Here is a 13,933-nt window from a genome sequence, read left to right on the forward strand (position 1 = left end):
TATTTGAGCGACTTGTCGGAGTGCCGAATCTTGCGCAAATAGATCGTAGTTAATTTATTGATTTCTTATGGAGACTATTTCATGGCAGTACAGCCTCTTACCACACGTTTGGCAAAAGAGTTAGAAGTACGAGAAGCTCAAATTGCTTCTGTGATGGAACTTTTGGACGGTGGGGCGACAGTGCCGTTTATTGCGCGTTATCGTAAAGAGGTAACTGGTGGTTTAGACGATACACAACTTCGTAAACTGGAAGAACGTCTGGGATATATGCGTGAGTTAGATAGTCGTCGCGAGACCATTCTTAAGTCCATTGATGAGCAAGGGAAGCTCACAGATGAATTACGCAAATCTATAGAATTTGCTGACAGTAAGTCTGTGATAGAGGATTTATACTTACCTTATAAACCAAAACGTCGTACCAAAGCTCAAATCGCCCGTGAAGCAGGTTTGGAACCATTGGCAAATGACTTGTTTGATACGCCGACTTTGGATCCTGAAGTCGAGGCTGCAAAATATGTAGATGCCGAAAAAGGTATTGTTGATGTGAAGGCGGCTCTTGATGGTGCACGCCAAATCTTGGTGGAGCGTTTTGCAGAAGATGCCGCGCTTGTTGGTAAATTGCGTGATTACATTTGGACTGAAGGTAAGCTAACCTCCAAATTAGTCGAGGGCAAGGCTAAGGAAGGCGAAAAATTTGCTGATTACTTTGACTATGAAGAACCTGTGAATAAAGTACCTTCGCATCGCGCATTAGCGATCTTCCGTGGTCGTAAAGAGGAAATCCTTCAAGCTTCTATCGTCGTAGGTGACCCAGAAGACCGCACAACACCCCATCCTTGTGAGATGAAAGTTGCCACACATTTTGGGTTAAGTAATGAGGGGCGTGCGGCTGATAAATGGTTGCAAGATACAGCGCGTTGGGCATGGCGTATTAAGTTATCGCTTTATATTGAGATGGAATTGATGCGTCGCCTTTGGGAAGAAGCTGAAGAGGAAGCAATTCTTGTCTTTGCAAAGAATTTGCGCGACTTGTTGCTGGCTGCGCCGGCAGGTAGTCGCCCGACATTAGCGCTTGACCCGGGATTTAGAACGGGTGTGAAAGTTGCGGTTGTAGATGCTACAGGAAAGTTGATGGAAACGACCACAATTTATCCTCATCAACCACAACAGCAATGGGATCAATCCCTAGCAGTATTAGCTGCACTTTGTTTGCGGTTTAATGTTGATCTAGTTGCGATTGGTAATGGAACTGCGTCACGAGAGACTGAACAATTAGCAAATGAGCTAAAGAAAAAACATCCAGAATTGAAAATCACACCTGTGATGGTTTCTGAAGCTGGTGCTTCTGTGTATTCGGCATCTGAATTCGCCAGCCGTGAATTGCCGGATGTGGATGTATCTTTGCGTGGAGCAGCATCAATTGGCCGCCGTTTACAAGATCCATTGGCGGAACTGGTGAAAATTGATCCTAAATCTATTGGTGTTGGACAGTATCAACATGATGTAAGTGAATTTAAGTTAAACCGTATGCTGGATACAGTTGTTGAAGATTGTGTGAACGCAGTTGGTGTTGATTTGAATACGGCTTCGGCCCCTCTTTTAGCGCGTGTTGCAGGTGTTGGCCCTGCCTTGGCGGAAAGCATTGTGGCCTATCGGGAAGCAAATGGTGCTTTTGCAAATCGTGAAGGTTTAAAAGCGGTGCCTCGCCTTGGTGATAAGGCATTTGAACAATGTGCCGGCTTCTTGAAGGTGATGGAAGGTGATAATCCTCTGGATCGTTCTTCTGTTCATCCAGAAGCATATCCAGTGGTAGAAAAAATTCTGACCGCGACAAATAGTAACATCAAAAATCTTATGAGTGATGCATCTATTATCCGTAAGTTAGTGGCGAATGATTTTACTACCGATAAATTCGGAGAGCCGACTGTTAAGGATATTTTCCAAGAATTGGAGAAACCGGGACGTGACCCGCGCCCTGAATTCAAGACAGCAACTTTCCAAGACGGAGTGGAAGAAGTTAAAGATCTAAAAGTGGGGATGCGTCTAGAAGGTGTGGTGACCAATGTAGCAAACTTTGGTGCTTTTGTTGATGTTGGTGTGCATCAAGATGGTTTGGTTCATGTATCTGCACTGGCCGATCGTTTTGTAAGTGATCCTCGTGAAGTCGTTAAGCCAGGTGACATCGTCCAGGTTAAAGTGATGGAAGTAGACATTGCACGTAAACGTATCTCTTTATCTATGCGGATGGGCGATACGCCAGAAGCAGGAAATGTGAAGAAAGAAGTTAAATCACAAGGTCAAAATCGTTCTGCAGGAAATCGTGGGAGCGGAAAAAACTCAGGAAAAGGACGAGGGCAATCTGGGCCAAGCTCATCTTCTATGCAAAATAATGCGTTTGCAGCTGCTTTTGCGAAGGCACAATCCAAGAAAAAGTGAAGTTAAATATAAACGGGAAATGTATTGGATTATTTCCCGTTTTGATTTTTGCATTGCCTTTTTTTCTAGCTCGGTTAAGCTCGTATAAATTCAATTATTTCTAAGGTGTCACGTGGTAGGTCATAAAGCACATGTCATTTTATACGGGAATGAAAAGGGTGGTTCAGGCAAAACTACAGCGGCTTTTCATTCAACGATTGGATTGTTACGTCTTGGGTTTACAGTTGCGACAATTGATTTGGATGTAAACCAGCGAAGTTTAACCCGTTATCTGGAAAATCGACGGAAATATTGTGAGAAGACTGGGATATGGCTGCCTATGCCAACTCATGTCTGTATGGAAAATAGTGTTTTCGATAGTATGGAAGAAGCGCGTCAGGATATGACAAAGCAGCTGGAAGAGCAGATCGCTGCTTTTCGAAATGGATATGATTTTGTCGTTATTGATACACCTGGTGCGGATGTTCATATTTCGCGTATAGGTCATACATTTGCCGATAGCCTGATTACACCAATTAACGACAGTTTTGTTGATCTGGATTTATTGGTTGAAATTGATGATGGGCCTGTAGATCAATGTAAGCCGAGCCACTATGCAAGAATTGTTATGACACAGCGTCAAAAGCGATTTGAACGGGACCGTGCTGGTATGGATTGGATTATTTTACGTAATCGTCTTGGGAACTTACGTTCAAAAAATACGGATCGTATTTTGGAAAGCTTAAAAACGTTATCCGGGAAAATGGGGTTTCGTGTGGCTCCTGGAATTTCAGAACGTGCCATTTATCGGGAATTGTTTCCAACAGGACGTACAGTTTTAGATATGCTGGATTCAAAGTTACCGGGTGAAAGAATTTCTATGTCACATATTGCGGCACGTCAGGAAATAAGAGAAATTTTACACACTCTATGGTTGCCAAGAATTACGAAAAGACTTCAGCAGGAAGATGTGTAAAAGGTTAATTTTTTTTATGAATTTTGCGTGAAATTCATGTGAAAAATATCCTAATCCCTTGTTTTTATGAATTATTACCTTGACGTTAAATAAAATTATGTACAAAATTTAACTATCGCACTAAAGTGTGTAGGAATTAAAAATTCCCTTAAAGGTTTGGTAGGGATTGGATCAAACTTTTAAGCAATAACAAAAATAATGATGGATCGAACCACGGAAAGCAGGGCTATGGAAGGTACCCAAATATCAATTTCTGAAACTGAGTGTGATATTTCTCTGCCTACTATTCTTGATTTAGGGCAAACAGAAAATCTGATTGATAATCTTGCCCAAGCAATTGATAAAAATTTAGATGTACGAATTCACGCAGGACAGGTGGAACGCTTAACCACGGCGCCTTGTCAGGCGTTACTTGCTGCTGCACGTTCTGTTGAAAGTGGAAAAGCGTCTTTTGAAATCTCAAATTATAGTGAGGCTTTTAAATCCGGTCTTGAAGATCTGGGTTTATGGTCGGTTTTTTCGAAATGGAGTAAAGCGTAATGGGACTAAAAGTTCTTGCTGTTGATGATTCTAAAACCATGCGCGACATGGTTTCTTTCACTTTACGTAATGCTGGCCATGAAGTGATTGAAGGCAACGATGGTCAACATGCTTTGTCAGTTTTAGGTGGTCAAAATGTTGATCTGATTATCACTGATGTGAATATGCCAAATATGGATGGATTGACCTTAATACGTGAATTAAGAGGAATGCCTGCATATAAGTCTATACCCATTTTAGTGCTGACGACTGAAGCTGATGGTGCAAAGAAAAATGAAGGTAGAGCTGCAGGCGCAACGGGTTGGATCGTGAAGCCATTTAATCCGGATAAATTGTTACAGGTTGTCGCGAAAGTTTGTCCATAAATTTGTTTTCGGGGGAAGGGGTTTTGACCTTTGCCTATAGTCTTTCAAGCGTTTGTCATGATTTTTGAGGGTGACAATGCATAAACGATAAGGGAGAAAGCTGTGTCCGATTTAGGCGATTTTAACCTTGATCAATTCAAGGCGACCTACTTCGAAGAGTGCAATGAGCTTTTGGCAGATGCTGAAACTCGCTTGATGTCATTGCAGCAAAACCCCGATAGTGCTGAGCCTGAAGATTTGCATGCGATCTTCCGTGCTGTTCATTCTGTAAAAGGTGGCGGAGGTGCTTTCAATTTTGATCAATTGGTTCATTTTGCGCATATTTACGAAGCGTTGCTTGATAGTATGCGTGAAGGCAAGGTTGCCGTAACAGAAGAAGTTGTTGATCTTCTACTATCTGCAAATGATGTATTAAATAATTTGATTCAGGCGGCTCAAGATGGAGAAGAATTACCCGAAGAGGCTTGGGCTGATGTTGCTGTTGAACTGGAAGCGCTTCAAAGTGGCGCTTCTGTTGAAGATGACGAAGACGGTGATGACGACGAAGAAGAAATTGTGGACCTTACAGGCGATGATCCCTCCGATGCTATTGAGAGCGAAGATGATGCTGAAGGATCAGACACAAAGTCAGGAAAAATCTGGAAAATCGAGTTCACGCCAGAACCCCATCTTTTACAATATGCAAATGAACCGTTGCTTTTGATACGTGAACTTAAAACTTTGGGAACTTTAAATACTTTTGTATTCACGGACAAGTTGCCCATGTTCGGTGATTTGAAGCATGATGATATCTATTTCTCTTGGATATTCTTTTTACGTACTGATAAAGACCGCGACGCTATTGAAGAAGTTTTTGAATTTGTTGAATTTGACTGCACGTTGACGGTAACTGAAGCACAAGAAGGCGATTTCGAGCGTCTTGTGGAAGCTTTAGGAGGGACGGCCTCTAATGCAGGTTCAATAGAAGCTGAGGAAGGTGTGTCTTGGGGGCTCTTTATTGATGAAAAATCAAAAGATGAAATAGAGTCTGATCAAGGTTGGGGATTGTTTGATGAGGAAGATTCATCAGATGTAGCAGAAAAATCTAAAGACGAAATTGAATCCGAGCAAGGTTGGGGGCTATTTGACGATGAAGTCGAAGAAGAAGCTTCTAAAAGTCCTTCTTCTAAGAAAGAGGATAAAAATACTAAAGAAGCAAAATCGTCTGTGCCAGCCAAAGCAAAATCTACGGCACCCACAGCAGCTAAAAAAGCACCTGGCGCGAAGCCTGCTGCAGGTGGTGGTGCTGCAAAAATTTCTTCAATTCGGGTTGATCTGGACCGTGTTGATCGTCTTGTGAATATGGTTGGGGAATTGGTGATTACCCAAGCAATGCTTCAGCAGCAATCTAGTGGTATGCCAATTGAATATGCCCAAATGATGAAGCAAGGTTTTGATGACTTAGCTATGCATACACGTGAATTGCAAGACAGTGTCATGGCGATCCGTATGCAACCAGTGAAATCTGTTTTCGCCCGGATGCCACGTTTGGTACGTGAATTATCAGGCAAACTCGGTAAGAAAGTTGATCTGGTGACTTCTGGGGAAAATACAGAGGTAGATAAAACCGTTGTTGAGCTTTTAGCGGATCCTCTTACCCATATGATCCGAAATTCTCTAGATCATGGCATTGAAACTGAGGATGAGCGACTTGACGTTGGAAAAACACCACGTGCAACCGTTCATCTTTCTGCGGAACATAGAGGTGGTCGTATTCAAATCGATATTGCTGATGACGGGCGTGGCATAAACAGAGAGCGCGTGCTTGGAAAGGCGATAGAAAAAGGTCTGGTTCCTGAAAATCACCAGTTAAGCCCTGAAGAGGTAGATGAGTTAATCTTCATGCCGGGTTTCTCAACTGCGGAAGAAGTGACAGATGTCTCTGGACGTGGTGTTGGTATGGATGTGGTACGTCGAAATATCTCTAATCTAGGGGGGCGTATTTCAGTATCTTCGGTACCGGGTAAGGGGACTAAGTTCAACATGTCCTTGCCACTCACCCTTGCTGTACTTGATGGCATGGTGACGGCAGTCGCGGATGAGAAATATGTTATTCCGTTAACGGCAATTGTAGAAAGTATTCGTCCAGAAAAAGAAGACATTCATCGTCTGGCGACGGGTGGTGAAGTTGTCTTTGTGCGTGGTGAATATATTCGCCTGATTTATTTGCATGATGTTTTCGGCATCAAAGGGGCAATTACGGATCCAAGTGAGGCGCTTGTTGTCTTGGTAGAACTTGATGGCGGTGGCCATGCCGGCATTGTTGTAGATGACTTACTTGGTCAGCAACAAGTGGTGATTAAAAGTCTGGAAGATAACTATGATCCTGTACCAGGTGTGTCCGCTGCGACCATTCTTGGAAATGGACTTGTTGCCTTGATTTTAGATGTAGATGGATTGACGGAGATGACGCATGGACGTGGTGCAAGTCGTCGAAATGTACAATCCGAAAAAGATTTGTTGGTTCAATCGGAGCAAAAATATGGCTGATACAAACCAAAATTCTCTCGCGGTCGCTAATGGAGCCGTAGAAATACACGGTGAAGATGGAGCGGGGAATACTGAATATTTACAATTTGTGACTTTCACCATTGGGGCGGAAGAATACGGCGTGGATATCATGTCGGTGAGGGAGATTAAGGGATGGTCAGAAACGACCATGCTGCCGAACACACCTGAATATATGCGTGGCGTTTTAAATCTGCGTGGATTGATTGTCCCCATTTTTGATCTTCGTTGTCGATTTGGTGGCGGATTTACTGAGGTCAGCAATTTGCATGTGGTGATTATTATAACCGTTGGGGAACGGTTTGTGGGCATTCTTGTTGATGCCGTGTCTGACATTCTAACTATAGAAGCAGGCGAGGTACGAGGTGTTCCGAAAATGGAGCGTCGCGTAGACAATGAATTTTTATCGGGATTGGTTACTGTAGAAGAGAGGATGGTCGCATTGCTAGACGCAGCGAAACTTTTCAACAGTAAAGATATTGATCAAGGACAGGAAGCCGGGAAGGCGCTTCAATAGAGTGAGAGGATGTAGAAATGACTGAAAGTAAGGTTGAAAATCCTAAAAGTTCTACAATGCTGGGCCGAATGAAAATTGGACCCAAAATTAGTATCTCCCTGGGGGTGCCGATTGTTGGATTGCTGATCTTAGCGACGCTTTTAATTTCAGAACAAGCGACGATTTACAACAATATGAAACGTATTGAAAATCTATCAAAGCTGACACCATATCTAAGTGCAGTTGTTCATGAATTACAAAAAGAACGCGGCGCAACTGCAGGCTTCATTGGTTCTGGCGGTGATGCTGGTTTTAAAAATCGGGTGATACAACAACGAAGTATCGCAGATACACAGATTGATGACTATATAGATCATGTGGAAGATTTTGATTTCTCCGATTATCCGGAATCCTTGAAAGATCATGTAGATGACACAGTTGATAAATTAGACTTATTGAGAGCTCACCGTCAGTCTGTGGACGCTTTAACGCTTTCTGTTGGCGATGCTACTGGATTTTACACACGCTTTAACAAACTTGCTTTATATACGGTTGCTGATTTGATTCAAATTAGTGACAACGCCTCTTTGAACAAAGATATGACAGCTTATCTCGCGTTATTAAATGCGAAAGAAAAAGCTGGTATCGAACGTGCGATTGGTACCGGGGCGTTTTCTGCTGGCGAGTTTACACCTGAAAGCTATACGAAATTCGTGAGTTTGATAGCGGAACAAAGAAGTTATATTCAAGTTTTTGTTGATAAAGCATCTGATAAGTTTGAAGACGTATTTAATGATTATGTAAAAGGACCGGATATCGACGCTGTTGAACGTATGCGCCAAGTGGCTTTATCCAGTTTGCAAACGGGAAGTCTTGAAAATATTACCGGTGCCGATTGGTTCGCTGCACAAACAGCTAAAATCAATCTTATGAAAGAAGCTGAGGATCGCCTAGCTGAACTAGTGACCGAAAAAGCAATTGATATTGAAGAAGAAGCAGGTACAGCATTAATTTTTGATCTAGTTGGTGCTGCTGCACTGACAGCTTTTTCTTTGATCTTTGGTTTCTTCACCTTACGCGGGGTAACAAGACCTCTAGGTCAGTTAATGGTCGCTTTGGGTGATAAGAAAATTAAAGAAATTCCAGGAACCGAGCGTTCTGATGAATTGGGAGAATTATCTCAAACATTACAGTTGTTTTCGGATAATGCATCCGCAGCGATCTTAACCAGTACAGCTCTTGATAATTGTCAGGCGAATGTCATGGTTGCAAATGTGGATCTGGATATCATTTATATGAATGATGCCATGGTTGCGATGCTCAAGAATGCTGAACGAGATATTCGGAAAGAATTGTCAAATTTTGACAGTGATAAACTTATTGGAACAAATATTGATAGTTTCCATAAAGATCCATCCCATCAACGTGGTTTGCTTTCCAAATTAACTACTGCTTACAAGACCAGTATCGAGGTTGGCGGACGTTCATTTAATTTGATCGCAAGTCCAATTTTTGATGATGGTGAACGGGTTGGAACCGTTGTTGAGTGGCGCGACGTAACTGCAGAGCTAGCGATCCAACGTGAGGTTGATGAGGTTGTATCTTCTGTTGCAGCTGGTGATTTTACAAAATCACTAACTGTCGATGGCAAAGAAGGCTTCATGCTTGATCTTAGCCAATCCATCAATTCATTAAGCGATACAGTTGAGGATGTTTTAAACAATATTGCGACATCTGTGTCGGCATTAGCGCGTGGTGATTTAACCACACGTATTACAGCAGATTATCAAGGTATGTTCGAAACTGTGAAACAGGATATGAACCAGACCAGCGATCGTCTAAGTGGAATTGTGACTGATATTCTGACCACATCTGATGAAATTGGAAGTGCATCAAGTGAGGTAGCCGCAGGCAGTGTGGATCTTTCTAGTCGCACAGAGCAACAAGCATCTAATTTGGAAGAAACCGCTGCGTCTATGGAAGAAATGGCAACAACGGTGAAACAAAATGCCGATAATGCTCAGCAGGCGAACCAGTTATCTATTAACGCACGTCAAACAGCTGAGACTGGTGGAAATGTTGTAAATCGTGCTGTTGATGCCATGTCCAAAATTGAAGATGCCTCTCAGAAAGTGACAGATATCATTGGTGTGATCGATGAAATCGCTTTCCAAACCAACTTGTTAGCATTGAACGCGGCCGTGGAAGCTGCACGCGCTGGTGAAGCTGGTAAAGGTTTTGCTGTGGTGGCATCTGAAGTACGTACGCTAGCTCAACGGTCTTCAGAAGCCGCGAAGGATATTAAGGCATTGATTTCCGATAGTGGTACACAAGTGAAAGAAGGTGTAGAACTCGTAAATGAAACTGGCTCTTCACTATCCGAAATTATGGATTCTATTAAACGTGTGGCAGATATCATTTCTGAGATTGCAGCGGCAAGTCGTGAACAATCCTCTGGAGTGGAAGAGATCAATTCAGCAATTGCAAGCATGGATGAAATGACACAACAAAATGCAGCGCTGGTTGAAGAAAGTTCTGCATCTGCACGTTCTATGGAAGAGCAAGCAGAAACCTTAGTGGAATTGATTAACTTCTTCAAAATTGATGATAGTAATCGTCCTCAAAAACCTAAGAAAGCAAAGCCTGCGCCTTCAAATAAAGTGCCGGAAGTGAAGGTTGTGTCTTCAACTCCTGCATCGGCACCTTCTCAAGCTTCATCAGGTGATGATGATGAGTGGGAAGAATTCTAGGGATATCCTATTAGAGGGAGATTTTATCTCCCTCTAGGGTAATTTTAACATTTAATGTGTTTCAAGACTGGAAATTGAATGTCCGTAGCAATGGAAAGAGAGCAAGAATTTCAATTTGGGCAAGCTGATTTTGCCAAATTGCAATCTCTCGTTTACGAGAAAACCGGTATTGTTCTTAAAGATCAAAAAAAGAACATGGTTTATGGACGTTTGGCTCGCCGACTTCGCACATTAAAGTTATCTGCATTTAGTGATTATATTAACTTTATTGAAACACCTGCGGGTGCAGATGAAATGGGTAATTTAATCAATGCAATTACAACAAATCTGACCAAGTTTTTCCGGGAAGATCATCATTTTGAGCATTTCCGTTCGGTTGCCATGAAGGAAAGTTTTGACGCCTTACGATCAGGTAAGCAAAAACGTATCCGTGTTTGGTCTGCAGGATGTTCTTCTGGGGAGGAGCCATATTCAATTGCGATGTCTATGGTGTCGGCTATTCCAAAGATCGAAAAATTAGACGCAAAGATTCTCGCAACTGATCTGGATACGAATATGTTAGATACTGGTCGGGCAGGGCTTTATAAGTCAAACTGCCTTGATACCATTTCAAAAGAATATACCAAAAGATTTACAAAAATAGTGGATGATGGGTATGTGCAAATTTCGCCCAAGTTGCGTCAGTTTATTGCATTTAAGCAGTTAAACTTGTTGCATAACTGGCCGATGAAAGGTCCGTTTGATGTTATTTTTTGTCGAAATGTAATGATTTATTTTGATAATCCCACAAAGCAAAGATTAGTTGATGGATTTGCATCAATGTTACGCCCCGGTGGATGGTTGTATATTGGTCATTCGGAATCTTTATTAAACCAAAGTGGTCCATTTAAATTGCATGGACGAACCACATATAGGAAGGAGTTATAAAGATGCCTCCTGATATGGTAAGTGAATCTTCAGTTGAGTGGTCCGGCGGTACATTACGTCCTCATAAATTCTATGATCCAAAATTCAAACGTATGAGTATCAAGGTTCAGCCAGGTACTCATTACGTAACAAAGAATCCAGGTGAGATGATCACAACCACGCTGGGATCCTGCATAGCTGTTTGCATTCGCGATACGACAAATGGTGTCGGGGGGATGAACCATTTCATGTTACCTGAAAGCGATAGTGGCAAATGGGGAGGGGCGAATGCCAGTATGCGTTTTGGCAACCATGCGATGGAAGTTTTACTGAATGATCTTCTTAAAATGGGTGCTGCACGAAATCGCTTAGAGTTTAAAGTGTTTGGCGGTGCTCACGTCATCAGTTCCAATAATGCTGTTGGTGATAAAAATATTTCATTCATAGAACGTTTTTTGAAGAATGAGCATATGGCCGTTGCTGCGCAACATGTTGGCGGAGATCGGGGAAGACGCATTGCTTATTTTCCTGACTCTGGAAAAGTGAAGATGAAGTTATTGGAGAAAACAGAAGTTGCTTCTGTTGCTAAAGAAGAACAAATGCTTAAGAAACAATTGGATACAAGTGAAGTGGAAGGCAGTGTTGAACTGTTTTGATCCGAAAGAAGGTATTGGCTGGGAATGAATAAAATTCGTGCTTTGATCGTTGATGATTCTGCTTTGATTCGACAATTATTGAGTTCGCTGTTGCAAAAAGCAGAGGATATAGAAGTGGTTGGCACTGCAAGCGATCCATTGAATGCACGCCAAATGATAAAAGAGCTAAATCCGGATGTGGTGACATTGGATATAGAAATGCCAAAGATGGATGGTTTAACCTTCTTGGAAAAGATTATGACTTTGCGTCCTATGCCAGTTGTGATGGTGTCCTCATTGACACAAAATGGAGCGGAAGCCACTTTGAAGGCATTGGAAATAGGCGCCGTTGATTATTTTGGTAAGCCAACAATTGATTTGGAGCATGGCATTATGGAGCGCGCTGAGGAACTGATTGTAAAAGTCAGGAATGCAGCTGTTGCAAATGTAAAACCTTTGCCTAGGGCAATTAAAGATCCTTCCGAAGTTCAACGCATTCAAAAGATTAAATTTAGTTCCACTGAGAAAATTATTACGATTGGGGCGTCAACGGGTGGTGTTGAAGCCTTAAAAGACGTGATTACAACTTTACCAGCCAATGCACCGGCGGTTTTAGTAACGCAGCATATGCCCGCACAATTCACAAAAACATTTGCCCAACGTTTAGATGGCATGTCTGTTGTGAAAGTGAAAGAAGCGGAAGCTGGGGAGCGTGTTCTTCCAGGGCATGTTTATATTGCGCCTGGCGATCGACATCTAACGGTTGGTAAATCTGGCGGAAATTATGTTTGTAAGTTAGACGATGGTCCGGAGGTTAGTGGTCACAAACCTTCCGTTGATGTCTTGTTTGATTCTGCTGCGGAAACATGCGGTGAAAATTGTATCAGCGTGATTTTAACAGGTATGGGGCGTGATGGTGCTAAGGGTATGTTAGCGCAACGTGAAGCCGGTGCTGCTACGATAGGACAAGATGAGGCAAGCTGTGTTGTATATGGTATGCCAAAAGCAGCTTATGAATTAGGGGCAGTTGAGCGCCAGATTACGTTAAAACGGGTCGCTGAAGTTGTTTTGAAACTTTGTTCGGAACGCGGTGGCGGGGACATACGTGTATAAGTGAGTATGATCCAAATGAAAATGGAACAAGAAGAACAGTATTTAAAAGAATTATTACAACTCTGGTCCAGTTTATCAGATGCACAACGTGCTGCTTTTCGTGCCTTAACTGGTGAGGTAGATATCGCTACAAACCTTATGGAGGCAGGCGTTAGTGCTTTGTCTAGCCAATTTCAATCTTTGGCGAATAGTGCAACGAAATTATCAAGCGATATGTATGATGTTTTACAGGATGCGGATAAAGTGCCCATCAATGGTGAATTGGTACCATTGGAAGATACGATTTTACAAATGGAACATGCGATTGATGAGCTTGTTTCGGAAATTGCCAAGCTGTCTGATCAAAATTCTGGCGAGAAGATTGATAAAACTCAAATTATGGTTTCGCTGGGATTGACGGAATCATTGAAAGCTGTTGATCATTTAGGTCAATTAAAAACTGGTTTAGAGGACCGGCATGCACGCTTTTTGGAAGCAGTTACAATTAGTTTGAAAGATTCACGTGGCGTGGCAGAAGATATTACTAAACTGACGACGACAATACAATTTCAGGATAGAACTTCTCAACGATTACAACATATTAAAGATTCTCTTGAAGTCATTGGGGAAATGCTTCAAAAAATAGATAGCGAGACAACAAATGTAACTTCTGGTATAAAAGAGCGTATCACGAAGGAAGAGTTATTGTCACAATTGATTGCAGGGTTTAACCTCGCAGAAGTTAAGGAACGATTCATTCGTGCGGCTTTGAGAGGGGAAACGATTGATGATGAGATATCTAAAGCAGAGCATCTGGAATCGTCTGATGATATTGATCTTTTTTAACTTGGGGTGTGATGTATGAAATATGAAATTAACAGAGATGGCTCTAATGCCCTTTGTGTATTGTCTGGTGAATTGACTTTTAATGACCATGATTTGTTTCGTCGTATGTTAGACGAAGCGTTAGTTGGTGGTATGACGCAAGTTACACTGGATTTAAGTAAATTGGATTTTATTGATTCTGCTGGCATGGGTATGTTGCTTGTTGGACAAGACAAATCTGGCTCTGAAGGGTGGTCATTTGAATTGAAGAAGCCTCAAGGCCAAGTGAAGAAAATGCTTGAGCTAGCAAAATTGTCTCAAGTTATTAATATTCATTCATAATTTCCTAGCTCAATTCCCGTTGCTGTATTAAGCTTGCTCTAATA

Annotated in this window: 12 protein-coding genes; all 12 read left to right on the forward strand. The window is 42.1% G+C overall.

The genetic code is table 11. The features are described from left to right. The first annotated feature begins 81 nt into the window (after positions 1 to 81). Complete coding sequence (locus tag ACOQOA_RS17100; protein WP_420549808.1) at positions 82 to 2,436, forward strand: Tex family protein; 2,355 nt, start codon at positions 82 to 84, stop codon at positions 2,434 to 2,436. 112 nt (positions 2,437 to 2,548) lie between these two features. After that, complete coding sequence (locus ACOQOA_RS17105; RefSeq protein WP_420549809.1) at positions 2,549 to 3,391, forward strand: division plane positioning ATPase MipZ; 843 nt, start codon at positions 2,549 to 2,551, stop codon at positions 3,389 to 3,391. Positions 3,392 to 3,619: 228 nt separating this feature from the next. Further along, positions 3,620 to 3,931, forward strand: a complete 312-nt coding sequence (locus ACOQOA_RS17110) for an STAS domain-containing protein (RefSeq protein ID WP_420549810.1) — start codon at positions 3,620 to 3,622, stop codon at positions 3,929 to 3,931. Further along, entirely contained in the window at positions 3,931 to 4,296 is a 366-nt protein-coding gene (locus tag ACOQOA_RS17115) for a response regulator (RefSeq protein WP_420549811.1), read from the forward strand. The genes ACOQOA_RS17110 and ACOQOA_RS17115 overlap by 1 nt, the downstream gene beginning before the upstream one ends. 102 nt (positions 4,297 to 4,398) lie before the next feature. Beyond that, positions 4,399 to 6,825, forward strand: coding sequence for a chemotaxis protein CheA (locus tag ACOQOA_RS17120; protein ID WP_420549812.1), 2,427 nt, complete (start codon positions 4,399 to 4,401; stop codon positions 6,823 to 6,825). Continuing rightward, positions 6,818 to 7,360, forward strand: a complete 543-nt coding sequence (locus ACOQOA_RS17125; protein WP_420549813.1) for a chemotaxis protein CheW — start codon at positions 6,818 to 6,820, stop codon at positions 7,358 to 7,360. Before ACOQOA_RS17120 ends, ACOQOA_RS17125 begins: the two co-directional genes overlap by 8 nt. 17 nt (positions 7,361 to 7,377) lie before the next feature. Beyond that, complete coding sequence (locus ACOQOA_RS17130) at positions 7,378 to 10,089, forward strand: nitrate- and nitrite sensing domain-containing protein (protein ID WP_420549814.1); 2,712 nt, start codon at positions 7,378 to 7,380, stop codon at positions 10,087 to 10,089. A gap of 78 nt (positions 10,090 to 10,167) precedes the next feature. Continuing rightward, positions 10,168 to 11,016 carry a CheR family methyltransferase gene (locus tag ACOQOA_RS17135; RefSeq protein WP_420549815.1) on the forward strand — a complete coding sequence of 283 codons (849 nt, stop codon included), beginning with the start codon at positions 10,168 to 10,170 and terminating at the stop codon, positions 11,014 to 11,016. Between the two features lie 2 nt (positions 11,017 to 11,018). Continuing rightward, the gene (locus ACOQOA_RS17140) at positions 11,019 to 11,651 is read left to right on the forward strand and encodes a hypothetical protein (protein WP_420549816.1); all 633 of its coding nucleotides are present in this window, start codon (positions 11,019 to 11,021) and stop codon (positions 11,649 to 11,651) included. Between the two features lie 24 nt (positions 11,652 to 11,675). Next, complete coding sequence (locus ACOQOA_RS17145; protein ID WP_420549817.1) at positions 11,676 to 12,743, forward strand: protein-glutamate methylesterase/protein-glutamine glutaminase; 1,068 nt, start codon at positions 11,676 to 11,678, stop codon at positions 12,741 to 12,743. Between the two features lie 15 nt (positions 12,744 to 12,758). After that, positions 12,759 to 13,568: a hypothetical protein gene (locus ACOQOA_RS17150; RefSeq protein WP_420549818.1), complete on the forward strand. Its 810-nt coding sequence runs from the start codon at positions 12,759 to 12,761 to the stop codon at positions 13,566 to 13,568. 15 nt (positions 13,569 to 13,583) lie between these two features. Beyond that, the gene (locus tag ACOQOA_RS17155) at positions 13,584 to 13,889 is read left to right on the forward strand and encodes an STAS domain-containing protein (protein WP_420549819.1); all 306 of its coding nucleotides are present in this window, start codon (positions 13,584 to 13,586) and stop codon (positions 13,887 to 13,889) included. Positions 13,890 to 13,933 lie beyond the last annotated feature (44 nt).

This window comes from Curvivirga sp., from assembly GCF_965219885.1.
Taxonomy (GTDB): Bacteria; Pseudomonadota; Alphaproteobacteria; order UBA8366; family Aestuariispiraceae; genus Curvivirga.